This is a genomic window from Pseudoalteromonas sp. SCSIO 43210 (genome assembly GCF_054133285.1).
In genome coordinates this window covers 2860840-2887619 of sequence record NZ_CP087225.1, presented here as the reverse complement: position 1 = coordinate 2887619, position 26780 = coordinate 2860840, and the positions used below count along the sequence as shown (strand labels likewise).

23 protein-coding genes and 1 pseudogene are annotated in these 26780 nt (G+C 40.1%); 15 read left to right on the top strand and 9 right to left on the bottom strand.

What is annotated here, in order from left to right; all coding sequences use genetic code 11:
* Nucleotides 1-4 precede the first annotated feature (4 nt).
* The 4 genes from LOS73_RS12375 to bioA form a co-directional block, all read right to left on the bottom strand.
* Complete coding sequence (locus LOS73_RS12375) at nucleotides 5-1504, bottom strand: ABC transporter permease (protein WP_457933759.1); 1500 nt, start codon at nucleotides 1502-1504, stop codon at nucleotides 5-7.
* Nucleotides 1504-2544, bottom strand: coding sequence for an extracellular solute-binding protein (locus tag LOS73_RS12370; protein ID WP_033039065.1), 1041 nt, complete (start codon nucleotides 2542-2544; stop codon nucleotides 1504-1506). Before LOS73_RS12370 ends, LOS73_RS12375 begins: the two co-directional genes overlap by 1 nt.
* A complete protein-coding gene (locus tag LOS73_RS12365) occupies nucleotides 2545-3357 on the bottom strand; it encodes a hypothetical protein (RefSeq protein ID WP_149614204.1) in 813 nt (270 codons plus the stop codon).
* Nucleotides 3358-3529: 172 nt separating this feature from the next.
* Nucleotides 3530-4831, bottom strand: a complete 1302-nt coding sequence (gene bioA, locus LOS73_RS12360; RefSeq protein WP_457933758.1) for an adenosylmethionine--8-amino-7-oxononanoate transaminase — start codon at nucleotides 4829-4831, stop codon at nucleotides 3530-3532.
* 95 nt (nucleotides 4832-4926) lie between these two features.
* Between bioA and bioB the strand changes: the two genes are divergently transcribed.
* The 6 genes from bioB (at nucleotide 4927) to htpX (ending at nucleotide 11478) form a co-directional block, all read left to right on the top strand.
* On the top strand, nucleotides 4927-5967 hold the full coding sequence (gene bioB, locus LOS73_RS12355) for a biotin synthase BioB (protein WP_457933756.1): 1041 nt from the start codon (nucleotides 4927-4929) through the stop codon (nucleotides 5965-5967).
* A 12-nt stretch (nucleotides 5968-5979) separates the two neighbouring features.
* Nucleotides 5980-7137 (top strand): aminotransferase class I/II-fold pyridoxal phosphate-dependent enzyme, encoded by a 1158-nt coding sequence (locus LOS73_RS12350; protein ID WP_457933755.1) that lies wholly within the window; start codon nucleotides 5980-5982, stop codon nucleotides 7135-7137.
* Complete coding sequence (locus LOS73_RS12345; RefSeq protein ID WP_457933754.1) at nucleotides 7134-8009, top strand: methyltransferase domain-containing protein; 876 nt, start codon at nucleotides 7134-7136, stop codon at nucleotides 8007-8009. The genes LOS73_RS12350 and LOS73_RS12345 overlap by 4 nt, the downstream gene beginning before the upstream one ends.
* Before the next feature lie 28 nt (nucleotides 8010-8037).
* Complete coding sequence (gene bioD / locus LOS73_RS12340; RefSeq protein WP_342865827.1) at nucleotides 8038-8721, top strand: dethiobiotin synthase; 684 nt, start codon at nucleotides 8038-8040, stop codon at nucleotides 8719-8721.
* 121 nt (nucleotides 8722-8842) lie between these two features.
* Nucleotides 8843-10402 carry an FAD-dependent oxidoreductase gene (locus LOS73_RS12335; protein ID WP_457933752.1) on the top strand — a complete coding sequence of 520 codons (1560 nt, stop codon included), beginning with the start codon at nucleotides 8843-8845 and terminating at the stop codon, nucleotides 10400-10402.
* A gap of 212 nt (nucleotides 10403-10614) precedes the next feature.
* Complete coding sequence (gene htpX, locus LOS73_RS12330) at nucleotides 10615-11478, top strand: protease HtpX (RefSeq protein WP_149614198.1); 864 nt, start codon at nucleotides 10615-10617, stop codon at nucleotides 11476-11478.
* A 66-nt stretch (nucleotides 11479-11544) separates the two neighbouring features.
* On the opposite strand, the gene gloA is transcribed toward htpX, so the two are convergent.
* Nucleotides 11545-12072: a lactoylglutathione lyase gene (gene gloA / locus LOS73_RS12325; RefSeq protein WP_008133768.1), complete on the bottom strand. Its 528-nt coding sequence runs from the start codon at nucleotides 12070-12072 to the stop codon at nucleotides 11545-11547.
* A 185-nt stretch (nucleotides 12073-12257) separates the two neighbouring features.
* Here gloA and LOS73_RS12320 point away from each other — a divergent pair, with 185 nt between their 5' ends.
* From LOS73_RS12320 to LOS73_RS12310, 3 genes are all read left to right on the top strand, one after another.
* On the top strand, nucleotides 12258-12761 hold the full coding sequence (locus LOS73_RS12320) for a DUF421 domain-containing protein (protein WP_149604887.1): 504 nt from the start codon (nucleotides 12258-12260) through the stop codon (nucleotides 12759-12761).
* 155 nt (nucleotides 12762-12916) lie between these two features.
* The gene (locus tag LOS73_RS12315) at nucleotides 12917-13540 is read left to right on the top strand and encodes a cold shock domain-containing protein (protein WP_457933751.1); all 624 of its coding nucleotides are present in this window, start codon (nucleotides 12917-12919) and stop codon (nucleotides 13538-13540) included.
* A 299-nt stretch (nucleotides 13541-13839) separates the two neighbouring features.
* Entirely contained in the window at nucleotides 13840-15693 is a 1854-nt protein-coding gene (locus LOS73_RS12310) for an ATP-binding protein (RefSeq protein WP_033039086.1), read from the top strand.
* A 74-nt stretch (nucleotides 15694-15767) separates the two neighbouring features.
* On the opposite strand, the pseudogene LOS73_RS12305 reads toward LOS73_RS12310, so the two are convergent.
* A pseudogene (locus LOS73_RS12305) lies at nucleotides 15768-16079 on the bottom strand (group II intron maturase-specific domain-containing protein); the annotation flags it as partial.
* 91 nt (nucleotides 16080-16170) lie between these two features.
* Here LOS73_RS12305 and LOS73_RS12300 point away from each other — a divergent pair.
* Both LOS73_RS12300 and LOS73_RS12295 read left to right on the top strand, forming a co-directional pair.
* Nucleotides 16171-17145 (top strand): transposase, encoded by a 975-nt coding sequence (locus tag LOS73_RS12300; RefSeq protein ID WP_033039090.1) that lies wholly within the window; start codon nucleotides 16171-16173, stop codon nucleotides 17143-17145.
* Between the two features lie 484 nt (nucleotides 17146-17629).
* A complete protein-coding gene (locus LOS73_RS12295; protein ID WP_457933749.1) occupies nucleotides 17630-17902 on the top strand; it encodes a hypothetical protein in 273 nt (90 codons plus the stop codon).
* 215 nt (nucleotides 17903-18117) lie between these two features.
* Here the strand turns inward: LOS73_RS12295 and LOS73_RS12290 are convergent, their stop codons facing one another.
* Both LOS73_RS12290 and LOS73_RS12285 read right to left on the bottom strand, forming a co-directional pair.
* Nucleotides 18118-18720 carry a hypothetical protein gene (locus LOS73_RS12290; protein WP_007377184.1) on the bottom strand — a complete coding sequence of 201 codons (603 nt, stop codon included), beginning with the start codon at nucleotides 18718-18720 and terminating at the stop codon, nucleotides 18118-18120.
* 252 nt (nucleotides 18721-18972) lie between these two features.
* Nucleotides 18973-19674, bottom strand: coding sequence for a metal-dependent hydrolase (locus LOS73_RS12285; RefSeq protein ID WP_033039098.1), 702 nt, complete (start codon nucleotides 19672-19674; stop codon nucleotides 18973-18975).
* 357 nt (nucleotides 19675-20031) lie between these two features.
* On the opposite strand from LOS73_RS12285, the gene LOS73_RS12280 reads away from it, so the two are divergent.
* Genes LOS73_RS12280 through LOS73_RS12265 form a run of 4 tightly spaced genes read left to right on the top strand, consistent with a single transcriptional unit; the run spans nucleotide 20032 to nucleotide 25699 of the window.
* Nucleotides 20032-20805 (top strand): ABC transporter ATP-binding protein, encoded by a 774-nt coding sequence (locus LOS73_RS12280; RefSeq protein ID WP_457934964.1) that lies wholly within the window; start codon nucleotides 20032-20034, stop codon nucleotides 20803-20805.
* Nucleotides 20805-22253 carry an ABC transporter permease gene (locus LOS73_RS12275; RefSeq protein ID WP_457933748.1) on the top strand — a complete coding sequence of 483 codons (1449 nt, stop codon included), beginning with the start codon at nucleotides 20805-20807 and terminating at the stop codon, nucleotides 22251-22253. Before LOS73_RS12280 ends, LOS73_RS12275 begins: the two co-directional genes overlap by 1 nt.
* Nucleotides 22250-23554, top strand: coding sequence for a DUF3526 domain-containing protein (locus LOS73_RS12270; RefSeq protein WP_007377180.1), 1305 nt, complete (start codon nucleotides 22250-22252; stop codon nucleotides 23552-23554). Before LOS73_RS12275 ends, LOS73_RS12270 begins: the two co-directional genes overlap by 4 nt.
* 33 nt (nucleotides 23555-23587) lie before the next feature.
* Nucleotides 23588-25699, top strand: a complete 2112-nt coding sequence (locus LOS73_RS12265; protein WP_457933747.1) for a TonB-dependent siderophore receptor — start codon at nucleotides 23588-23590, stop codon at nucleotides 25697-25699.
* Nucleotides 25700-25770: 71 nt separating this feature from the next.
* Here the strand turns inward: LOS73_RS12265 and LOS73_RS12260 are convergent, their stop codons facing one another.
* A complete protein-coding gene (locus LOS73_RS12260) occupies nucleotides 25771-26685 on the bottom strand; it encodes a 2OG-Fe(II) oxygenase (RefSeq protein ID WP_457933746.1) in 915 nt (304 codons plus the stop codon).
* Nucleotides 26686-26780 lie beyond the last annotated feature (95 nt).

The following is a 26780-nucleotide window of genomic DNA, read 5'->3' as shown; positions in this document are numbered from 1 at the left end:
ATCCTTAATGTTCAAACTGGTTGCGTTTTTCGCCAGACATCATAATAGCTAACCCGCAGGCAGATATCACTACTAACAATAATCCAGGAATAGCGGCGCGACCAAAATAGCCCGCTTCGTATACACGCCATAAATAAGTAGAGAGTGTTTCAAACCCTGTTGGGCCAAGTAGTAGCGTGGCTTCGAGTTCGCGCATTGACTCTAAAAACACCAGTGCTGCACCGGCAATAATACCGCGCATAGTTAAAGGCAGTGTTATGCGAGTAAATACTTCTCGTGGGCTTGCCCCTAATACGCGCGCAGACTTTACTAAGCTTGGATCTAAGTGTTCAGTGCTTGTTCTAACAGAGCCTACAGCAAGTGGTAAAAATCGCAGCATATAAGCAATAATAAGCAATCCCAGTGTTTGATATAAAAACGGTAACTGCAAACCACCGTAAACAAGCGCTGTGCCCATTACTATGCCCGGAATACCAAAACCAAAGTAAGTAACACGCTCCATTATACGACCCGCTTTTCCACTCAGTGCAGCATGTGCAACGGGGATCGCAACGATAACAGCTACAATTGCCGCAATACCCGATGCATACGTAGAGTTCCATGCAATGTTAAAATCAAATGAGCTAAAACCATCGCGAGCTAACCAAAGCGAAAATATAGCCAAAGGCAAGCCAATAGCGAGTAGTAAAACAGGTGCAAACGTAACAAACATCGCACTTAACTGTAATTTACTTGGAAATAAAATTAACGGACGACCATGGCGCTCAGGCGCTGTTTTTATTTGTGATTCAACTAAAAGTAAAAAGCCAACAATAACCATCAGTTGAAGTGAAAGCATGGCAGCTCGCCCTAACGCAAAGGCGTTGTATTCAACATAAATTACGCGGGTAAAGGTATCTAAGCGCATCATTGCCGGCGTGCCAAAGTCTGATAACGTATAAAGCGCGACTAACAATGAGCCTGCTGCAATACCGTTAACTACGCGCGGTAATATAACTCTAAATATACTTTGCGTCATCGACATGCCCAGCGTACGCGCGGCATTAACCATGCTTGCATCAAGGCTCAGTAAAGATGAGCGAGTTGTCATCATTACAAACGGGAAGGTATAAAGCGTCATTACAATGGCGGCACCTGTTAGGCCATACATTGATGGTGTCTCTATTCCTGTTAAGGTGTTTATTTCGCCACCGGGGCCAAAAGCAGCATAGAGGGTAAATGCGCCAATATAACTGGGAATTGCCAGCGGGGCTGCAAATACAACCAGCCAGAGCTTTTTAAATGGTAAATGCACATACGCGCTAATAAACGCAAGTGGCACACCAATTAAAATAGATCCGAGTACCGTTAAACCCATTAACGATAACGTGTTACCTAAAATTTGCAGATTGTGGGTGTCAAACACTGAGCTTGCATCGCTTGCAAGCACAATTAATACATAAACAGGTGTTAGCGCAACAAGCGCTGCAAGCAGCGCCATTGGATAAGAGGCAGGTATTTTCATTACAATACGCCGCTGCTTCGCATCAAATCTATAGTAGGGCGTAAATCAGCTAGCTGTGTTAAATCTACTTCAGGTGGAGAAATATTAGCAAGTGACGGTAAACCCTCTGGTTGGGTAATACCATTTACTAACGGAATTTCGTACGCTTCACTGGCTAAGTAACCTTGTACTTCTTTACTTAGTAAGTAACGCATAAAGTTAGTAGCAAGCGGATCGTCGTTAAGCGCTAATACACCCGATGCATTAACTAAACAGCCCGCATCATTTTGTGTAAATGCTAAATCTAGCTTGGCATCAGGCTTACCTGATTTTAAACGCAAAGTGTAATAGTGATTTGCAAAACCAATATCAACTTCACCGCGCTCAACGCCCATAACAACACCTAGCTCGCCGGCGTATGTTTTAGCACGTTTTTGAATCTTTTTAAGCCACTTAGCGGTTTTGTCATCGCCTTCTAAAATTCGCATTGCGGTTACAAACGATTGAAAAGAAGCGTAGGCGGGCGCCCAGCCAATACTTAAATCGCTGTCGGCAATTTCCATAATACTTGTTGGAATTTGATCTTTAGTTAAACGCGACGTGTTATATGGCAATGTACGAATACGGCCAGTTACTGGTGCCCATTCTTTATATCTAAACTGTGGTTGTAACTGAGCAGATAAATCACCAGGGATAGGTTGTGCAAGGCCAGCATCGGTTACTAAACCAATCGCGCCTGAATCAACCGCCCAAAATAAATCAGCGCGGCGAACGCCGGCTTTAGCTTCTGCAACAATGGTATTTGCTAAAGCAGCAGTAGGACCACGGCGTATACCGAGTTTAAAGTCTGGATTTTTTTTCTGGATTGCTTGTAATACGTTTTCATACAAACCACCTTCGCCTCGGCCTAAATAAAGCGTTAACTCGCCTTTAAGCTTTGGTAAATCGTCAACAGAAACAGGGTTTGCTATATCAGCGGCTAGCGCACGAGAAAAAGGCAGTGGCAATGAGCCAACCACCCCTAACGCAGCTAGGCCTTGAATAAAGGTCCTACGCTTCACTTAAAATACATCCTTACGAGCTTTTTCGGCTTTTTCTATTAAAACCTTAGCGCGGTCTAATTTTGTTTGCATGTCACTGATCACATCGCGTACTTCGTCTACGCTTTTGCTGTTTTTAATGGCTTGTGGCAGTGTTACGTTAAAGTCTTTTTCCAGCACTTCAACTAGTTTTGCATCTTGTTCAATAAGAGTACCTTCAACGCCTTCAAACAGGTGCAGATAAGTATCGTGAACAATTTCAGTTGCTTCGTCTCGTAAACGCTCAGCAAATTTAGCTACTACACGGTCTAATTTGTGCTTAATTTCATCAATTGTGGCACTTTGTGTCATTTGAGCTGTAGCGGTTGCTTTTACAGTGTCTAACAAGCCTTTTTGCTGGAATTTTGCAGCAAGCTTAACAGCCCCAAGACCTTGCCACAAGGCTATGTTCATCGCTTTTTGCTGTTTACGAACTTCCTCAGCAGGCTGTTTATTATCAATGGCCATTTTTACGCCATAAAGACCCTGCCAAATAGAAGCGTATACTGGTACAAAGTTAGTTTCTATTGCGCTGTGAAACTTAACTGATTCCCAATATTCAATTAAATCATCAGTTTTTACAGCTTTTGCGCCTTTAGTATCGTAGTCGCTTACCATGGTATCAACTTTGCCTACCATCCATTCTACTTCTTCTGCGTAACTTTTAAGGTTAGCTTGAAGATGATTAACATGCTCGCCAATAGGGCCGTTAGCTAATACTGGTTGAGCCATAAACGCCGAGGCGAGTAAAAGGCTTGCACCTAAAGTTTTGGCTGGTTTAAATAATAAATTCATAGCAGAAAAGTCCAAAAAGAGTAATTGTAAATGATAGCCATTATCATATAGCTTATGGTTAGTGAGATCAATAACCACAAACTCGCTTAATAGATAAAAACACTAAATGTAGCGGTAGGTTACAGCAAATAGCGCTATAACCAGTATTAGGATTAGTTTTTGAGACCGACTATTAAGCGTAATGCTTGCCTTTAATGGCATTATAAATGGCATCACACAGTGTTTTTATACTGGTGTCGTCACTTATATACGGTGGCATAAGGTAAATTAGTTTACCGAATGGGCGTATCCATACACCTTGCTCTACAAAATAAGCCTGAATTTTAGCAACATCAACATTACCTGCAGTATCGTTTAGTTCAACAACGCCTATTGCTCCTAAGGTACGCACATTGGCAACCGCATCTAGTTCACTGCATTTATTAAGTTGTTGTAGTTGGGTGTTTATTTGCTTTATTCGTTGTTGCCAGTTTTGATCAAGTAACAAATCAATACTTGCGCAGGCCGCAGCACAGGCAAGCGGGTTGCCCATAAAAGTTGGGCCGTGCATTAAAACGCCTGCTTCACCTTCGCTTATGGCAATGGCTATTTTATCGCTAGTGATAGTGGCCGATAGCGTCATTGAGCCGCCAGTTAATGCTTTACCAATACACATTATATCGGGCTCTATATTGGCGTGCTCTACAGCAAATAATTTACCTGTACGGCCAAAGCCTGTGGCAATTTCGTCGCAAATTAACAGTACGTTATATTGGGTGCATAATTTACGTACGCAGGCTAAATAATCAGGGTGATAAAAGTTCATACCCCCCGCGTTTTGTACTATTGGCTCAATTATAAAGGCGGCTACTTGGCTGTGGTTTGCTTTAAAGTATTCTTCAAGCTCTTGGGCTTCTGCCTGGTTAAACTCGCCCCCAAATTGACTAACCGGTGCAGGCACAAAAACGTGTTCAGGTAAAAAGCCTGAATATAAATTATGCATTGAGTTAACTGGGTCGCATACGCTCATGGCTGCAAAGGTGTCGCCATGGTAGCCCTTGTAAGGCGTCATTAGTTTTTGTTTTGTTGTAATGCCTTGGCTTAACCAATACTGCAGCGCCATTTTTATTGCTACTTCAACACTTACCGATCCGCTGTCGGCTAAAAACACTTTAGTTAAACTAGGCGGCGTTATATTTACTATTTTTTTGCACAGCTCTACCGCGCTGTTATGCGTAATACCGCCAAACATAATGTGGCTCATATTATTAATTTGCTCAATCATGGCGTTATTTATAACAGGGTGATTATAGCCATGTATTGCGCTCCACCACGAGGCCATGCCATCGATTAATTGCTCGCCAGTTTCGAGGTGAATAATATTGTGATTAGCATGTGTAACGGGGTATACCGGAATTGGCTTGGTCATAGACGTATATGGATGCCAAATGTGCTCACGATCAAAATCAAGGTCAATCGCATTCTTTTTAATCATATGTAAACTTTAACTTGGTGGACTTCGTTGACAATGGTACTTCAACTCGTAGACTAAGCCAATATCACCGTTATGAAAAAAAATAAGAGAGTATTATGGAACTTGCACCTGTTCGTCACGATTGGACCCACGCTGAAGTTAAAGCATTATTTGAAATGCCATTTAACGATTTACTTTTTAAAGCCGCATCGGTTCACCGTGCTAACTTCAACCCAAATGAAGTGCAAATTTCTACGTTGTTATCAATTAAAACAGGCGCTTGCCCAGAAGACTGTAAGTACTGTCCGCAGTCGGGGCATTACCGAACAGATTTAGAACGCGAACGCTTAATAGAAGTAGAAAAAGTAGTAGAGCAAGCACGCCTTGCAAAACAAAAAGGCGCTACCCGTTTTTGTATGGGGGCTGCATGGTCAGATCCAAAAGACAGAGACATGCCATACATTTCGCAAATGGTTAAAGAAGTAAAAGAGCTAGGGCTAGAAACCTGTATGACGCTGGGTAAACTCACAAACGAAAAAGCGCATGAACTTAGAGACGCTGGGCTTGATTACTATAATCATAACCTTGACACGTCACCTGAGTATTACGAGCAAATTATTTCAACCCGTACTTTTGAAGATAGATTAAATACCATTGACCACGTACGCGATGCCGGTATGAAAGTATGCTCGGGCGGAATAGTCGGTATGGGCGAGCAAGCAAGCGACCGTTATGGGTTACTGATGCAGCTAGCTAATTTGCCACAACAGCCAGAAAGCGTGCCTATTAATATGCTCGTTAAAGTTAAAGGCACACCGCTTGAAAACGCAGACGATTTAGATCACTTTGAATTTGTACGTACCATTGCAACAGCGCGCATTATGATGCCACACAGTTATGTGCGTTTATCGGCAGGGCGTAACGCCATGAACGAGCAAATGCAGTCAATGTGCTTTTTTGCAGGCGCTAACTCAATATTTTATGGCGACAAACTTCTTACCACCGAAAACCCAGACGCTGATGCCGATATGAACCTAATTAAAAAATTAGGTATGAACCCAGAAAAACGTCACGACTATTCAGACGAAGCAGTTGAAGCCTCGCTTTCATCGCAAGTAGCCGACAAAGCAACCTCTGAATTATTTTACGAAGCGTAGGCTTTTATATCTATGCCTTTTGATTTTATAAATACGCATCTGCAGGCTCGCCAGCAAGATGCGTTATTTCGTAAACGCCACGTAGTACAACACGCTACAGCGCGCACCATAACGGTTAATAATAAAACCTACCTTAACTTTGCCAGTAACGACTATTTAGGTTTTGGTGATGTGGCTGTAAATCTTAATGACTCCCATGCATTAGGGAGTCACAGCTCAGCATTGGTTACAGGTTATCAGGCGCAGCAAAAAGCGCTTGAACAATATTTATGTGAGCAATTTGGTTATGGCGCAGGCATGCTATTTAACTCAGGGTTTAGCGCTAATAGCAGCGTAATTAAAGCATTGTTTCAAGATAAAGCGGCTGTGCAAAACAGCGCTGTTTTTCAAGATAAGTTAAATCATGCAAGCTTGATTGACGGGGCTATGCACTCTAACGCCGCATTAGTGCGTTTTAATCATAACGATTTAAACCATTTACGCTCACGGCTCGAAAAATCAAAAGCACAAAACAAGCTAATTATTAGCGAAGGCGTATTTTCGATGGATGGCGATACCGCGCCATTAAAAGAATTACTCACCTTGGCAAAGCAACATAATGCCTGGTTAATGATTGATGATGCCCACGGCTTCGGCGCTTTGGGTAAAACAGGGCTTGGTAGTTGCGAAGTACTTTTAGAAGAGGGTATTACACTTCCAGATATTTTAGTTATTACCTTTGGTAAAGCCGTTGCCAGTAGTGGCGCGTGTGTATTAGGCAGTAAACTGTTTATTGATTATATGCTGCAATTTAATCGCGATTACACCTATTCAACCGCTATGTCACCGCTTATGGCAAGCCACACACTTGCGCGTATTAAAAGCATAAAAACAGCTGATGATAAACGCGATAAGCTAAATGCTAATATTGCATTATTTAAGCAACTCGCTAAAAGCCATAATATTGCTGTAATGGAGTCAAACACCGCCATACAACCCATAGTATTAGGCTGCGCTGAGCAAACGTTGCAAGCGGCAGATAAACTTAAACAACAGGATATTTGGCTCACTGCAATTAGACCGCCAACGGTTGCATATAACACCTCACGTTTGCGCATTACTTTAACCGCCGCACATACCGAGCAGGACATAACGCACTTAGTTAAACATTTAGTAGGTGCAATAGCATGACTGCTCAGCCAGTATTAAAAACAGACCTAGTGCAAACACAACTTGTAAAACCGTGCCTAGTAAGTAGCGATTCAAATAAAGAATTAAACAAGGATTTAAGCAAGGAGCTAAGCAAGGAGCTTAAAAAGTCTACACAAAGTAAGTTTTCAAAGGCGGCGGCGAGTTATAACACCCATGCAAATGTACAAAAACATGCTGCGAGCGATCTATTTGCGCTAATAAAACCAGGCATTAATAAAAATAAGCTTTGTGTTGATTTAGGCGCAGGCCCGCTTGTTAATACGCATACCTTACAAAGTATGTTTACAAGCGTTATTGCCATGGATTTGAGCATAAACATGCTGCAAAGTAGTAATTTAACCGCACCAAAAATATGCGCCGATATGGATAACTTACCGCTACAAGCAAACAGTGTTGATGTTATTTACAGTAACTTTGCAGTGCAGTGGTCTGCTAATTTTTCGGCTTTAATGCAATCACTTTACAGTATATTAAAACCAGGCGGGCGGGCGTACATAAGCACTGTGGTAGAGGGCTCACTTAACGAAATAAAAACAGCCTTTGCCGCGCTTGATTCAAACAGCCACATAAATACCTTTAATAGTGAATTGCATATAAACCAATCAGTCCAAAATGCAGGGTTTATTATTAACAGCGCTAAAAAACGTATTTACACCGATGAATACACAACACCTTTAAAAGCTATTGCCTCTATTAAGGCTATTGGGGCTACCACACAAAATCATACCAATACGCGTCAAGGGCTACTTACTAAATCGGCGCTACAAAAAGTATGCAGTGCGTATCCGCTTATAAATAATAAAGCATGTGTGTCTTATCATGTGGTGCTGTTATCATTACAAAAACATTAAATAAGCCCAAAGGCATTAAAGGCAACGCATGAAAGAATTTTTTATAACAGGCACCGACACCGATGCCGGAAAAACCCACGTTACCAGTTTGCTATTAAAGTTACTTGCCCAACATAAAAAACAAGCTATTGGCTTTAAGCCCCTTGCTGCTGGCTGCGAAATGGCGTTCGATCAACTAGTAAACACCGATGCCCTTATACTAATGGAAAGCGCAACAGTGAGCGCTAAATACGACGTAGTAAATCCGTTTGCGTTTGCACCCCCTATTGCGCCGCACATAGCTGCTGAGCAAGTTGGAGTTAGTATTACTATTGATAAACTAAGTGATGCTTATAAAAACGTAAAACAACAGGGCGCTAATTACATACTTACTGAAGGCGCTGGTGGCTGGGCATTACCAATTAATAAAAACGATTATTTATACGACTGGGTTAAAGCAGAGCAACTGCCGGTAATACTCGTTGTTGGTATGAAACTAGGTTGCTTAAATCATGCGTTACTAACCGCTGCGCATATGCAAAGTATGGGTATAAACTGCGTTGGCTGGATTGCAAACCAAGTTGATAAAAACATGGACGAATACCAAGCAAACCTTGATTCACTTAAAGCACGTTTACCGTTTCCAATACTTGCTATAAGCCCATACAGCGAGCAAACTCCTAAGTTACAAATATACAAAAGCTTGCTTAGTGCGTTATCTATTAACACTTAAGTGGTTTTAAAAAAGTTACTTTTTTAGGTAAATCTTGAAATAGACAGCCTTAGTACACATATAAACGTTTATAAATACATAGCTTGCTCAAAAACAATGTTACTAAGGACATAACGACTATATGACGCACCCATTTATTGAAAGCTACGCCCCAGATGCGCACGTAAGCGCTGAGCCAAAAGCACTAAACTATGGCTTACCTAAAAAACGCGTAGGTATAATAGGTGGGGGCACAGCTGGCGCCACAATAGCCATTAGGCTTGCTGCGTTAGGGTTAGAGACTTATGTACTTGAAAAGAAAAAGTCGTTAATTGATGGCCCACCAATGTGCCATTTGCATGCAGGTGGCAACTTATATCGCGAAATACCCGACGAAGACTGCATAGATTTACTCAAGCAATGTATAGATATTGCGCGCCTTTATCCTCACACCATCGATGTTCGCCCCACAGTATTTGCAGTGCCTAAGCGCGATGACGACGCCCCGGAGGATTTATTTCCGCGTTTAAATAAATTAACACAAGCCTACAGCGAGCTTGTAGAGCAAGACAGCGCTAATAAAGTATTAGGCGAGCCAGAGCATTATTATCAGTTATATAGTTATGAGCAAATGCTAAAGCTTGCTAAACAAAAACAAGTAGCCAAGCCCACGTCGTTAGATGAGTGGATGATACCCGTGGCTAAGCATTTAGATTTAGATAAGTTAAAGTTCCCGCTCATAGTTGCACAAGAATATGGTTGGAATATATTTCGTTTATCGGCCAGTGCACAACTCGCCCTTGCACAGTACAAACACGCTCATGTTTTAACAAGCACCAGTGTTAAAAATGTATCGCCAGTTATAAATACCAATAAAGATAAGCAAACACATAAGTGGTGCATTGAATACCAATCAGAGCCAAGCCTTGATGAACAATCTGATACACAAACCATTGAGGTAGATTACCTAATTAATGCGTGTGGTTTTCAAACCGGTATTATTGACGACCTGGTTGGTGTAGATGTAAAACGCATGGTCGAATTTAAAGCCTCTTACATTACTCATTGGCAAGGTGCTGGTGGGCAAATACCCGAAATAATTATTTATGGTAACCGTGGTACGCCAGAAGGTATGGCGCAACTAACGCCTTACCCTAACGGGTATTTTCAAATACATGGTATGACTAACAACATTACATTGTTTAATGATGGCTTAGCTGATGCAACGCCAATGAGCGCACAGCCTAAAATTCCCAATAAATACCTGCACTGTATTAAAAATGGCTGGGATGAAGGAGCTTTGCAAACACGCACCCAAACAGCAATTGAGTATGTAGCCGAGTTTGTCCCTGCATTTAAAACTGCTAGCACACAAAATAATGCCTTGTTTGGCGGGCAACAAATCCCAGGGGATGACGACACTTTGCGCGTAGCCGATGTAAGTTTATATTCGCATATTAATTATGCACGGGCCGAAAATGTTAAAGCATCGTCAACGTTAATAGCGGCAGATCAAATAGTGGGTGAGTTTATAAAATTAGGAATAATAAGCAGCGATCCTGCTGTAAATTATCACCGTAGTACACACCAATGGTCGTATCTTAAACATAATAGCGGTGACAAAATTGACGAAGTTGCACACATGTTGGCACACGAGCGTGGTTTTCCAATTGATATGGCAGAGCTAAATAACAGCTTGTAAAAAGCTGATCTATAAGTAAACCTCATACTTAAATTTGCTGTAAAACGCTTTCTAAAAAAATTATCAATAAACACATAAATAACACTTGTGTTATGACATAGTTTGTCACAGAATAGCGTTAACGTTATGACATAGTGTGTCATAGCGCAGTGATTGCTTTAACCTAATTTAATTTTATGTTCGGTGATCAAACCTATTTTTGTGAGGACAATATGAAACGTATATTTTTGTTTTTATTAACTAACCTAGCGGTTATGTTGGTATTAGGTGTAGTGCTTTCAATAATAATGAGTGCGCTGGGCTTAAGCCATCGTAGCCTAGGCGGAATTTTACTTATAGCCACCGTATTTGGTTTTGGTGGATCGTTTATTTCGTTATTTATGTCGAAATGGATCGCTAAAAAATCAACAGGCGCGCATGTAATTACGCAGCCTCGAAACGAAACCGAACATTGGCTTGTACAAACGGTATCTGCGCAAGCACAAAAAGCAGGCATTAAAATGCCAGAAGTGGCTATTTACGACAGCCCAGAAATGAACGCGTTTGCAACGGGCCCAAGTAAAAACAACTCATTAGTGGCAGTAAGCACAGGCTTAATGCACAACATGACCAAAGATCAGGCCGAAGCCGTACTTGCCCACGAAGTATCGCACGTGGCTAACGGCGACATGGTAACGCTTACGCTAATACAAGGCGTGGTAAACACCTTTGTAATATTTGCCGCAAAAGTACTGGCAGGCATAGTTGACAACTTTTTAAGTGGCGATGAGGAAGAGGGCGGCAGTAGCTGGACATACTTCTTATTCGATATGTTATTCCAAGTATTATTTGGTGTGCTTGCAAGCATAGTGGTGGCAAGTTACAGCCGTAAGCGTGAATTTGCAGCCGACAGCGGCGCAGCTAAATTGGTAGGTGCTGACAAAATGCGATCAGCCCTTGAGCGATTAAAGCAAAACCATCCTTCGCAATTAGAAGGCTCAATGATGGCCTTTGGTATTGCAAGTGGCAAAGGTGTTGCTGAGCTGTTTTCATCGCACCCACCGCTTGATGCGCGAATAGACGCACTACGTAAATAAGGTAACTCTTATTTACAAACACAAAAGCCAGCGTAATAGCTGGCTTTTTAGTGTGTAGTAAGCTGGTTATTTACCAAAAATAATATCGGTAATGCCTTCTGGTGAGAGTATTTCTATCCAGTAGCCGTCAGGGTCTTTTATAAATGCTAAGCCCTTCATTGAGCCATCGTCTGGCTTTTTCACAAATTCTACATCGTACTTTGCAAAGCGTTCACTGGCTGCGTATACATCGGGTACACTAATACCAATGTGACCAAAGCCTTTAGGTTCTTGGTTACCGCTGTGGTAGCCCTCAAAGCTGTCGTCGTTTTCTGTGCCCCAGTTATGGGTAAGCTCAATGAGTGCAGGGCGACCAAATACCCATTTAGCTTTGGTTTTATCATCACCTTCTGGCTGCTCTGGCTCGTAGCCTAAAAAGTACAATGTAAACTTCATTTCAGGAAAGTCATACTTACCTAACAGCTTCATACCTAATACATTTTGATAAAATTCGAGCGACGGTTTGGGATCTTTAATACGCAACATAGTTTGCTGCATCACATAGCCTTTAGTGGCTTGTTCAATTTGCTCTGGAGATTCGTTATAGCTAGACATGGTAATCCTTTGTATAAATTAAGAAGCGAAAATAGAGATATAATGCTTAAGCTATCATAATCAACCATAAGTTAAATTTAAACTGCTTTAACTCATTACTTACCCTTTTATTCATATAGTTTTAATTTGTATGCGTGTACGGTTTAACTAAACGCTATAAGTAATTTTAAATACAAGGAGCCACTATGTTTTACGATGATATTCAGGGCTTATTACGTGTACTTACAATAGGTGTACTGGGTTATATTGCACTGGTGTTTTGGCTACGTATATCGGGTAAACGTACGCTTTCAAAGTGGAACGTGTTCGATTTTATAGTCACCATTGCGCTGGGCTCTATATTGGCGTCTGTTATTATTTCAAAAAGTGTTCCGTTAGCTGAGGGCATACTTGCCTTTGTCGTATTAATAGGGCTGCAATATATTATTACGTGGCTTAGTGTGCGCTCGTCAAAATTTGCAGCACTTATAAAAGCAGAGCCCACGTTTTTAATGAGTGATGGTGAATACTGCGCTGCTGCACTTAAATCGCAGCGGGTAACTAAATCAGAAATTCGCGCTGCTATTCGTGGTGCAGGCATATTAGCCATTGAAGATGTAGCCGCAGTCGTGCTCGAAACAGACGGCAGTTTTAGTGTAATAGCGCACAATAACAGTGGCTCTAAAACTGCGTTAAAAGATGTTTTTTAGCTATTTAATCGGTGACAAATACCAATAATTTGAAGATTTAAAATAACTGTAAATAATATTACTTGTTGCATGGTTTTAATTCTGGAACGTATAATAACAAGTGTTAACTAAATGGAATTTGCGTAAATCGCAGCTTAAGCAGAACAGGTGGATAAATGAACAAAGGATTGTTAAAGTCGTGGAAAACCGACAAAGGTTTTGGTTTTATTAAATCAGACATCCTAGAGCACGACACATTTATACACATATCAGCGCTCAAACACATGAGCCGCAAGCCAAAAGTTGGCGACACTATTTACTTTGACGTTGCAACACAGTCCGACGGTAAAAGCAAAGCAGTTAACTGCCGCATAGAAGGCGTTGCAGAGCTTAAATTACTAAAAGCACCTAACCAAAAAAACAATAACCAGCCGCATCGCATTGCCAAATCTAATTTTGCCAGTAGCTTTTTAGGCAAAGTTGCCTCAATTAGCATTATCGCCGTGCTTGGCTTTGTCGCAGTAAATAAATACACCCATTATCAAAGTAACGAGCAATTTAATAACCACACTCCCGTTATTACTAACGCAGACTTAGCCACCTTTGACGAGCAATACCCAAAAGTCGTTATTCCTAAAAACACGCAAAATTTTACGTGTGATGGCAGGCAATATTGTACTGAAATGCGCTCACGCGAAGAGGCTGTATTTTTTATTAATAATTGCCCTAATACAAAAATGGATGGGGATGGCGATGGAAAACCTTGCGAGAGTGATACAAGGTTTGAAAATGAGTGGTAATTTTATAACTCGATTAGTTAAATGTTAAGTTTAAGATAGGTTTTACTGTTCGCTGTATAAAAATACAGTGGTACGCAATTTGCCCCATAACATTATTAAAAGTCGTTATGGGGTTAAATAACGAAGGCCATTAAATAACCCTTGTAGTTAGTTCTTACTAGTTATTTAGTGTAAATATCGAACAATGTAATATACGCCGTTTTTGGGTGTTATAACCCACCAAAGTGGGATTCAATAAACTGTTAGCACTACCAATCATAGTCTGCTGTTAACCTCCAAATATTTATAGGATTCATTGGATGAAACTTGAAAAAATTAAGATTAAAAATTTTCGTTGTTATAGAGAAGAAATAACTATTCCTGTCACAGAACTTACAGCGTTAATCGCAAAAAATGATGTTGGTAAGTCTAGCGTGCTTGAAGCCGTTGATGCTTTTTTTAACTCAGACAGGCTTGAGTCTGGTGATCGTTCTTCAGGGTTAAGGAATAGCGATAATGTTGAAATAACTTGTGTGTTTGGAGATATCCCTGAAAGTTTGATAATAGATACAGATAATTTAATTTCTCCATTAAACGAACATCTATTAAATTCAGAAAGCAAGCTTGAAATTAGAAGAGTATATTCTGGCGCAGCATTAAAATGTGAAGAAATCTACCTGAATGCTGTTCATCCAACAGCAGAAAATTTTAACGATTTATTTTCGCTATCAGTAACACAGTTGCGTAGTAGAGCAAGACAGTTAGAAATTGAACTTGATGATGTAAATCAAACCATCAAGTCAGCTTTACGCCATGCTATCTGGTCAAGTGTTCCTGTGAATGCTCTATCAAAAGAAGTGGTAGAACTTGAAATTAAAGCCAAAATCTGGAAACCACTACAGAACATCTTACCTTTATTTCAATTATTTAAATCTGATAGACCAAGTTCAGATCAGGATGCAGAAGCTCAAGATCCTATAAAGTTTGCAATTAAAGAAGCGCTTAAAGAAAAATCAGTGGATTTAGATGCTATAGGTGAGTTTGTACAAAGGCAAGTTGAAGAAGTTACTAACTTAACTATAGACAAAATTAGGGAAATGGACCCTGAATTAGCGAGTCAACTCAATCCAAACTTTTCAAACTTCAATTGGAGTAAAGTGTTTTCTGTTTCACTAACCAATGAAGATCAAATCCCTTTAAATAAACGTGGCAGTGGTGTTAGACGACTTTTTTTAATTAACTTCTTTAGAGCAAAAGCAGAACAGTTAGCAAGTGAAAGAGATGTTCAAGATGTTATTTTTGCTATTGAAGAACCAGAAACATCTCAACACCCTAATAACCAATTGTTGTTACTTGATGCTTTGAAGGAGCTTTCACTAGAAGATAATCATCAAGTTATTTTTACTACACACAACCCGATTTTAGCAGGGAGAATAGATCGAGACTCTATACGTTTTCTTGATAAAGCTGAAGATGGTACAAGACTACTTGCAGATAATGATGAAAATACATTTCTTAAGATCAAAGATAGTCTCGGTATGTTTGCCAACCACAACATAAAAGTGTTTGTTGGCGTAGAAGGACCTAATGACATTGAATACCTGAGTAATATATCAGCTTGTCTTTCAGCTACAGATGACAATATTGTCGATCTAAGACTAGCGGAGCAGAATGGTGAATTGGTTTATATACCAATGGGTGGTTCCACATTGGAACTATGGACGAATAGACTTGAGGGGCTACAGGTTCCAGAAGTACATGTTTTAGATAGAGATATTGAACCACCTGAAGCAGCAAAGTATCAAGCAGCAGCAGACAGAGTGAATGCAAGAGGAGATCATTGTTGCTCATTTATTACAAATAAAAGAGAAATGGAAAACTATATTCATTTTGAGGCTATTAATGAGGAATTTGAAATTACTTTGACAGAAAATTTCCAAGCATTTGATGATGTACCAACCTTAGTTGCGCAAGCAGTTCATGAAGCTTCAGAATCAACCGTTCCTTGGGATGAGGTAAGTGATAAAAAGCAAGGGCAAAAAGAAAGTAAGGCTAAAAAACGATTAAATCGAGGAGCTATAAATAATATGACTCCTGAGCGTTTAAGTAACATTGACCTTGATGGTGAAGTTTTATCTTGGTTAAATGAAATAAGCAGGCATTTGCGTATGTAGTGCTAATCGGGTAGCCGGAGGTCTCTAACCTCCAGCCCCTACACCACCCATCATGCGGGTCCGCAATGGGCGGTTCATCTCCCGTAATGAATATTGATCCAAATATCTCTCAATGACACTAAACCTTGTGACGCTAAGTAGTCATTGCCTAGCGCAATGTTAATTCCTTTTGTTTTTGAGCTTCTACAAGGGCCTTTACTGGTGATACCACAGGCTATGGCGAGTCGTTCGCTAACACCCAATTTCATTAAACTGCGTACTTTGGTGCGAGGTTTACGCCATTGCCGCCAGTAGCACATTCTTATCCTACGGCGGATCCAGTGATCTAAATCCACCGTTAGCTGATAAGCGTTGGCTATTAGGTAGTAGTGTCCCCAGCCGCGTACACCGATTAACAATGACACCCATCCTAAATTTTGCTCTTTTCGAAATTTAGGACTACGTTTTAGTTAGTGCAAAAAACGAGCAGGGTGTCTTATGGCAATTGCAAGAAAGCGTCAAGTAAGTTTGGTTGATACAAAATACTATCACTGTATTTCGCGTTGCGTGCGCCGTGCATTTTTATGTGGCGAAGACCGTTTTACTGGTCAATCTTACGAGCATCGACGAGGGTGGGTTGAAGATAAGCTGCTTGAATTAGCGAAGGTATTTTGTATTGATGTATGTGCTTACGCTGTTATGAGTAATCACACCCACTTAGTACTGTATGTTGATGATAAAAAAGCGAATCGATTAAACGATAAAGCGATTATCATTCGCTGGCATAAGCTCTGTAAAGGTACTGTACTTACGCAAAAATACATACAGGGTGGAAAGCTAAGTAAAGCCGAACTCATCTTTTTCAATCAAACAGTAAATGACTACCGCGAGCGCCTATCCAGTATCAGCTGGTTTATGCGATTATTAAATGAAGACATTGCCCGCAGAGCAAATAAAGAAGATAATTGCACAGGCCGCTTTTGGGAGGGGCGCTTTACGTCTCAAGCATTATTAGATGAAGCAGCCCTTGCTGCCTGTATGGCCTATGTTGATTTAAACCCCATTAGAGCAAAAATGGCAGAAACGCCCGAAGAGTCAAACCATACCAGCATCAAGCAACGCATAACACACGCAAAAGAAGGTAAGCAACCAAAACCACTACTGCGCTTTGCAGGCAAGCCTCGTCAAACAATGCCAAAAGGGCTGCCGTTTGAGCTTAAATCGTACCTTGAGCTTGTTGAATTAACAGGACGAATAATACGAGAGGATAAACGCGGGTATATTGATAATATGAACCTTCCTTTGCTTGAAAGGTTAAATATATCCCCAGAAAACTGGTTAAAGCTTACAACCCAATTTACGCGCGTATTTCATGGCGCAGTAGGCAGGCCAGCCTCACAAGCAAGTTACTGTGAAAATTTAAAGCGTAAACGGCGATCAAATATTAGCAATTGCGAAAAGCTACTTGCATAAAGCTTAAGCTACTCAGTAAAACTATTCAGTAATAAATCACAACTGCATTATGCAGTTATTTTCATGCGTGTAATTTAGGTTTAATAGGGCTAATGACTTATTTAACGGATGAAATAAAGTGACCCAGTTATAAAAGATAAATTCTTAACCTGAAGAGCGAATTTTTTGGCATTGTTTTGTTTGTTCAATTAAAGTGGCTGTCTAGTTTAGTTTAGTTTAGTTTAGTTTAGTTTAGTTAGTTTGTGTAAAAGTTGAGACATTTTAAGTGCATATGATGAAAAACTACTACGAGACAACAATTAGCTTTAATAGCATTGAATTTTTGCCATATGTGCTTTTTATAGTTATAAGTTTAATCTTTATTGGGAGGCTCAAAAAATTATACGATTTATATATTAAACGGTTTTTTAAGTTTAATTTCTTCGTCTTATTTTTTATTTTTATTCTTTACAATCTAGTTTCTATAACTTCTTTATATTCAAAAATGCAATATATAGCTAAAATAAAATCGCATGAGCAGAGAGTTGTAACAGGCGAAATTGAAAAATTAGTAGAAAAAGAAGGGGCAAGTCGAACACAGACTTTTTCAGTGTCAGGAGTATTTTTTAAATATAATAACTATCAAACAGCGCCATATTTTTTTGCAAACCGGAAATATAACGATAAGGTTATTTTTGATGGAGGTTATGTTGAAATACATTATATCCAAGATAACGGCAAAAATTATATTACCAAGTTATTTATAAAAAATGATTGAGCATTTACATCTAAAGAAATCGTCTACCGATATAAACTTTGATTCAATCTATTATCCCCTCTAAAAGCGCAGCGCCTCATACCCACTTTGTGAATTAGTCTTAAAAAATAAGATGGCTGTCACATTAAACGTAAAACATCGGCGAATTAGCACTCTAATACACGCCGATGTTTATAACTTATTTAAGTAACTACCTTACTAATAAGGTATTAGCCTTAGTCTTGTTTACGGTAAAGGCTTATTAAGCATATCGCCAAAAGTAACGTTGCAATCATGCCCGAAGCGCCAGCAACACCTGATGGGAGAAATCCATCACGGCCAAAGGTTATTAAAATACCATTGGCTAACATTGCAACTCCGCCAGCTAAGGCTGTAAGGCCTCCAATCGCTTTGCCACCTTTAGCAATAAAAGACAGTCCAAAAACAAGTGCTGCTAATCCCAATAATACTTTGGCTGCGTAGTAAATCATGAAAGACAAAGAAACCACGCCACCAATTAAAGGTTGTGCGCCTTCTACGGTACCCGCAACTTTTCCAAATGTAGAAAACAAAGTTAGGCCAATGCTTACCTGAACTATGTTAAGTACTGCACTAAACGCGATAGCCGACCATCCCAGCTGAGAATTTTTTGCTTGGACCATGGCAGAACCCGCAAAGGCAACAAGTAAAGTAAAAACGAGTGCTTCTAGTCCCCAAGCAAACTGTCTTGAAAAGCTAATTTGAGCACTGTAAAGGGCAGAAAAAATAGCCTGTGATATCGCTAACACCAACAATAAAGATGCTGTAATTAGGATGGTGCGTTTATTCGTAAATTCCATTTGGACCTCTTATAATTTTATATTTAATGCTTTTAAAAGCTGTAATAGCTCTCATACTTGGGTAAAAGACAGGTAAAACGAGTTAATTATTTCACGTAAACCTATAAAAGTATTAATTAATAAAAAATAGCCTAAAGCTATGACTTTTTGAATCAAAATTTAATTGGCAAAATCGTTTTGATTCAAGCAATGTGTGGTCTAAAAGCGCAGCGCCTCTTGAGTATGTGGTTAAACGGCTTATTACTTAAAACGTTATGATAAAAACGTAAAATGAGACCAGTCACTTAACGCTGTAATAGTTTGCTTTGTAGGAGGGGCAACATAGATTAAACCTGCAATGGCAATAATTGAAGCTAGCGTAATTAATTTATTATCAAAGTCAGCTATTTTTAAAGCAGTGCCGAAAGAGCGTTTAATGGTGACATTACTTAAATCGACACTGTAAATTTCATCCAGCAATAAATGAATTAACCCGCCGAGTAAAATAAACCCACCTGTTAACCAAGCAAAGACGGCTGCTTGTGTAGTTGATTGGTCATTTAGTTTCCACGTTACTTGAGTTGTTAATAGCGCGCATAACAGTATAAATAGTAAAGAGTGGCAACTACCTCTGTGTACTGTGATCCATTCAAAAATGGGTCTAATAATGTATTTCATAAATCCGTAAACCAATAAGGGCACTACGATTAACTCAACAAAGCTAATTTCAATAATGAGCTTGGTGGTTATGTAATGCAGTACCAGTAATACAGCGCTGAGTGCAAATAAGTTAAAAATAGTATCGAGTGACGTGGAGTTATCTGAATCTATGTCGGGTAATAAGCCGCCAATTGAGCCTAAAAACCATAACCAGAGTGCGCCCTTTAAATCAATATGGCCTGCAGATAATAAGGTGGCAGAGCATAAGCCTGTGATGATTACGGCAGTATTAAGATGAGTATTGAAATTTGCCATTGTATCTCTTGATAATAAAATAGGTGGGCATTCTAACAATTGAAAAGTTTATTGTTCACTATTCTTTATAGATTGGTCTTTAAATATGTTTTATCACTTTGATTAGTTGCTGCTTTTTACAATTCTTATTCTTTATCGTGCTTAGTTGTTCCACTAAATGGTAATTTTGGATAGAACAACTTTTCGTTAATTAAACCCAGCACGATGTATCTATTGTTAGCTATTAATATGTTATAGTGTTGCAATTGGTATTTGATATAGTATAACATTGACGGTATTCTAATTTCCCCTTAATAGAGTTTGAATGTGACAACATCAACAGCAATTAATCAAAGATCACCAATAGAACCTCAACGTATGGAACAAACACGTAATAAAGCATCAAATACGACCCAAGCCACTAAAAACGAAGCAGTTATTGAAGTAGACTCGTTAAGTTTTAGCATTAAAAACAACATCATTTTAAAAAACTTAAGCTTCAGCGTGGCGTCAGGTGAGGTTTATGCGCTACTAGGAGGAAATGGTGCGGGTAAATCTAGCACCTTAAAAACGTTATTGGGTTTTAATAAGCCCACTAAAGGCTCTGTAAAAGTCGTGGGTAAAGAGGTGAGTAAAGCGCTTGATTTTGTACGAGGTAAAACCGCGTATTTGCCAGAGTCGGCTACGTTATATCCCCATTTAACTGCTCGTGAAAATGTTGAATATTTTTTATCACTCGCTGATATTACAAAATCGTTTGAGCAAATTAACGCGGCTTTTAATCGTGTTGCACTGCAACAAGATGCGTGGGATCGCAACATGCAAACTTATTCAAAAGGCATGAGACAAAAAACAGCGATTGCACTTGCGATACTGCGTGAAGCACCGATTTTTTTACTTGATGAGCCAACCTCAGGCCTTGATCCAGTTGCTATTGATGAATTTAATCAACTTGTACGTGAACTTGCATTAACGGGTGCGACTATTTTAATGGTAACGCATGATGTTTATGGTGCTTGCCAAGTTGCTAATCGCATTGGTTTATTAAAAAATGGCGAGCTGGTAGGAGAATTTAATGCCCCTGAGAATGGGCGTATTAATACCGAACAAGTTCATGCTGCCTTTGGTGATTATAAGAGCCGAGGCAATTAATGAGTATAAACAACGTTTCAAAAGTAGTGCTAATAGCCAAGGATGAATGGCGTTATTGGCTACGCTCTAAATTGGCAGTCACTGTGCTTGCTATTGGTTTGATCCTCACACTTTCTTCGGTAGTTGTAACGGCCATTACCATGCTGGAATTAAGCCATACTAGGCACGAACTGCAAACAACAAGCGATAAAAGCTTTGTTGATCAACCCGACCGACATCCTCACCGAATGGTGCATTACGGGCATTATGCGTTTAGAACGCCTGCGCCGCTTAGTACGCTCGACCCCGGTATTGACGCTTACACAGGCAACTCTATATTTTTAGAAGGGCACAGACAAAATAGCGCAATGTTTGCAGATAGTCGCCAAGGGACTGCATTAACTAAATTAGGCAGTTTAACGCCTGCCTTTATAGTGCAAACATTAGCGCCGTTATTACTGATTTTAATTGGTTACAGCGGTATTAGCCGAGAGCGCGAATCGCAAACGCTTTCGTATTTGTTATCGCAAGGTACATCGGGTGTAACGCTAATTGCAGGTAAAGGATTAGCGCTACTTTCTGTTGTGGGTTTAATTTTGACTCCGCTTACGGTATCGGCTTTATTCACACTTGGTACAGATGAAAGCTTACTGGCAGTTGTAAGTTTTGTTGTTGGCTACGCTTTATATTTAACTGTGTGGGTATTACTTATTTTACTGGCCTCTAGTGTGTTTAGTAAAAACAGTGGAAGTTTTACCGCACTTGCCTTTGTATGGATTTTACTGTGTATTGTTATGCCACGCGTAGCGAGTACGACAGCAGCTATAGTTGTGCCATCTGCCGGTAAAATAGAAACAGATTTTGCTGTAAAAGCCGAGCTTAGAAAGCTAGGCGATGGCCATAACACTAACGACCCTGCCTTTGAGCAATTTAAACAGTCACTTCTTAAAAAGTACAACGTAAATAGCATTGACGAGCTGCCGGTAAACTTTAGAGGGTTAGTGGCAAGCGAATCAGAGGCTAAGCAAACTGAAGTACTTAATCAATTTGCCCAGCAACGTATGCAAGCTGAGCTTAAGCAAACGCAGGTATCGCGTTATTTTGGTTGGGTTTCGCCAATGGTAGCGATTCGCTCGCTCTCTATGATTGTGGTTGGTACAAGTATAGAAACGCATCATCGCTTTTTACGCGAAACCGAGCAGCTACGTTTTGATTTTGTGCAAGGGCTTAACAAAGTTCATATTGAAGAACTTGATTACCAAGACGACATGAACCGCAATGCTGATGCCGCAGCCACTAAAAAAGCACGTGTTAGCGCTGATAATTGGAAAATACTGCAAAACTTTACCTTTCATAGCGATAGTGCGTTGGTGCGAGCCCAGCGAAGTACATCTGCATTTTTACAGCTATTACTGTGGATTGCAGTGTTGGCCGGCGGTATTAAGTTTGTAGGGAAACGTTTGTTATGAGCTATTTATTTTTACACCTCAAGCGAGAATTTGGCTTTTTACTTCGTCAAAAATATTTAGTGGTGCTTTTACTTTGTACATTTGCTGTGTCTGCCTTTGCCGTTATCAGTGGGTTGAGTGAAGTAAGTCAGCAACGCGAAACTATTGAACGTTTAAAATCAGCTGATCTAACCGAACGATTAAATGTGCAAACGCAGCAAACTGATGCAGGTATGTTGGCTTATTATACTTTTCATTTAACGTATTCAGCGCCTTCAAATTTAGCGTTTGCTGCTTTGGGTGAACGCGATATTTACCCATGGAAACACCGCGTAAACTTACTCGCTCTGGAGGGACAAATTTACGAAAGCGATGCGCAAAACCCTGAGCTTGCCCAAGCAGGTAAAATTGATTTTGCGTTTGTGTTAAGTGCTTTGGCACCGCTGATAGTGATTTTGCTGTTCCATGATTTATTTGCCAACGAACGTACCAGTGGTCGTTACGATTTATTAGTCACAACGTCGAGCTCTTACTTTGCTTTATGGGGCGCACGCATATTGGTGAGGTTTATTTTATTACTCGTGTGTTTAATGTTGCCATTCTATGGTGGCGCTTATGTAGCTGGTAGTTCAATTTATGATGTTTTATTGATAACAACTATGTGTGTTGCCTATCTAGTTTTTTGGGCTGCACTTTGTATTTGGATGGGCAAGCAAGCAAGTAGTGCGCCGCGTGTTGCCTCCGCTTTAATAGGTATATGGGTGCTAGTTGCTTTTATTATTCCTATTTTAGGTGATTTAGCGATTAACAAAATAGTGCATTCACCTAAAGGTGGCGAAATTGTACTTACCCAGCGAGAGGCGGTTAACGATGCATGGGACTTACCAAAACAAATTACAATGGATGCTTTTGTAGCGTCAAATCCACAGTGGAAAGATCATGTTGATATGCAAAGCGAGTTTGAGTGGAAATGGTATTACGCCTTTCAACAAGTAGGGGATGAAAAAGCGGCTGAACTTTCGCATGCGTACCGCGATGCAGCACGCAAAAAGTATCAGTTAGCTGGAATGGTATCGTGGTTTTCGCCTGCATTATTGTTACAACGCAGCTTAACGCGAAAAGCCAAAACAGATGCAATAGCGGCATTTAGATACGAGCATCAAATACGAGGGTTTCATAAATGCCTAAGGGAATTTTACTACCCTTGGTTATTTATTAAAGGTGAGCCCACTAAAGCTGCGCTTAACAACATGCCTAGTTTTAGTAAAACAATACTGAATGAAAAGGATGAGCCTGAGGTCATAGGCGTTCAGTTAAAATAAAATTTATGAGTCAACTAATTAACAAGGTTTATAATGAATACTAATAAAAAAGGGCTGAAACTTACTTATTTAAGCACATGTTTAGTGAGTTTATTTAGCAGTCAGGTAATAGCAGCTGATAAAAGTGAGCAAGTTGATAGTGTAAATATGAGTGTTATTGAAAGGCTTGCTGTTACTGGAACACGCCAAGCTTATCAAGGAAATTTTAGCCCTTTAGAAACGCCGCAGTCAGAATTAAAAATAGATTTAGAAGCACTTGAAAACGCGGGTGCGATAAATTTAAATCAAGCGCTTGATTTATCGGCGTCGGTAGCGCGTCAAAATAACTTTGGCGGACTTTGGAATAGCTTTGCGCTACGTGGCTTTGTCGGCGATGAAAACTTACCAAGTAACTACCTTGTTAATGGGTTTAATGCCGGGCGTGGCTTTGGTGGCTCACGTGATTTGTCGGGTATTGAATCGGTTGAGGTGTTAAAAGGTCCACGTGCTGCTTTATTTGGCCGTGGTGAACCTGGCGGTACGGTAAACTTAGTAACTAAACGCCCAACGTTTGATACGAGCGGCGAGCTAAAGCTAAGCGTAGGAAGCTTTGATACCTACCGCGCTGATGTAGATTACACAACCCCCCTTAATGACGACGTAGCAATTAGGCTGGTTGGTTTTTATGAAGATGCCAAAAGTTTTCGAGATACGATAGAAACAACAAAAAAGGGCTTTAGCCCTTCAATTACATGGAACATTAATGACAACAGCCAATTAATATATGAGCTTGAATACAGCGACCAAGAAGTTCCTTTTGATAGAGGCGTATTAGCAATAGATGGCGAGCTTGGGCTTATTCCTGAAAGTCGCTTTTTAGGTGAGCCAGGTGATGGTCCAATAGAGGCTGACGTACTGGGTCATCAATTGGAGTTTATTCATGACTTTAATGATAATTGGAGCGTATTACTGGGCGCTAACTACCGTGATACGTCGCTTGAAGGGTTTGCTACCGAAACCGGTTTTGCGGGTGTAGTTGATGCAGAGGTAAATCGCTTTAGACGTTTCCGTGATTACGATGCAAAATATCAGGTGTTTAGAGCAGAAGTGACGGGTAATTTAGAGGTTGCAGGATTAGAACACCGCTTAATAGTAGGTGTTGATTCTGATAAGTTCGAAAATGATCAATTTGTTCTTCGTGTTCGTGGCGATCAGTATATAAATGTTTTTAATCCTGTATATGGGGCGTATGAGTTACCTACGCCGACGGCCAATACCGATAAGTTAGAAGTTCAAGAGTCGTTAGGTGTATTTATACAAGACCAAATAAGCCTAACCGATAAGCTTGATATTCGCGTTGGTGTACGTTTTGATGATTACGAACAAACACTCAATAATCGTTTAGCTGATACGCAATCAAAACAAAATGAGTCACGTGTTAGCCCCCAGTTGGGTGTTGTGTATGAGGCGAGCGAGTTTGTATCTGTTTATGCTGCTTATGGCGAAAACTTTAGGCCTTTATCGGGCACTGATACAAATGGCGATGGGTTTGAACCAAATCAATCTACTTCAACAGAGTTGGGGGTTAAATTTACTTTAAACGATGGCGCTTTATTTGGCACCATTGCGATGTTTAAAGTGGAACAAGACAACATGCTGGTGGTTGACGATCCTACTGCCTTTACTTTTGCCGCAATCGGCGAAGCAAAAAGCAAAGGCATAGAAATTGATATAAACGGTGAGCTAACGGATGATGTAAGCCTATGGCTATCGTATGCGTATGTTGATGCAACTATTGAAAACTCATTTTTTGATGCTAACTTTGGCTATACCGTTGAAGCGGGTAGTTCTTTATTAAATATTCCTAAGCATCAACTTAGTTTACAGCTTGTTAAATCAGCCGAGTTATATGGCAAAGCAATTAAGTTTGGCGCAGGTTTAGTTTATGTAGACTCTCGAAACGGCTTTTTTGGTACCGATTTTGAGCTACCAAGCTATTCAACAGCACGTACATTTATAGATGTTGATGTAACCAAAGCAATTGGCTTGCGTGCAGAGGTAGATAACCTGTTTGATGAAACCTATTACACTAACTCATTTGCTGATGCGTGGGTTCAACCGGGCACCCCCAGAAGTGTAAGGCTATCTGCAACGTATAAATTTTAAACGTAAACTAAAACGATATTAACAAAAAGGCTGCTTAAATTAAGCAGCCTTTTACTTAGTTAAAAACTCGATTAAAACGGTGCATACCCATCGTTAGTTTTTTTAGGGTTAATCCAGCGCTGTTTAGCATCAATAGGAATCCGTGGTGCCCCTTGTGCTGGTAATCGACCGCGCTCTCCATACAGCCACAATACAAAGTTAGTTCGCTCACCACTGGTAATAGGTTTAGCTGTGTGTGCAATATTGCCACGATGTAACATGGCAGTACCTGGCTTAAACGTAAGTGATTTAATGTCACCTGTGTACGGGTGATAAAAGTCAACTTCTGACCCTGTAAACTCTTCACTTGGTAAATTTAAGTTAATGTTAAGCGTTACAGCTGATGCGTCGGTATGTGGGCGAATTGACGCATCTGTACTTGGCTCATAATAAATAGAAAAACCAAATGTTTGTGTATCGTAGCCAATTATTTCAGGAAACAATAAGCGCGAAATAGGGCGCATATAAGTGTTTAGTATTTCGTTATAAAATGCCTGAAAGCTTGGCGCGGCTAAATAACCTTCTGATCGGCTATCAAGCATGGCACCACGGCGATTTAACACTATGCCGTATGGCGGGCGCATAGGAATTTGCGAATTCCATACTTGTTCTAAATATCCGCGTAATACTGCTAGGCGCTCAGGATCAAAAAATTGAAATTGAAACACATCAGGCGCAACTTCGTGTAATAACGCTTTTACGGCCAGCTCTTTTGATGGATCGTCCCATGCTTGTTTTACTGCTTCACGTAGGTTTTTATCAAGTAGTGTGTCGTCAAGCGTAAACGTTGAGCTATCTATTGATGTTGTTTCCCATTCGATCCACGCGTTTGTAATTAGGTCGGTGTTGCTATTCCAAAAGTGTTGTACTGATTGTTCACGGTAAAGCATGGCTTGTCGTGTTGGTAATTCTAGAGCACGCGCTAGCTGTAATTGGTTGGCAAACATTTTGTGTCACTCCAGTTGTTTAATTTTGTTTATATCAATCTAGGAGTGCAATTTATTGCATTTGATTTAGTAGATAAACAGCCTGCTTTGGGAAA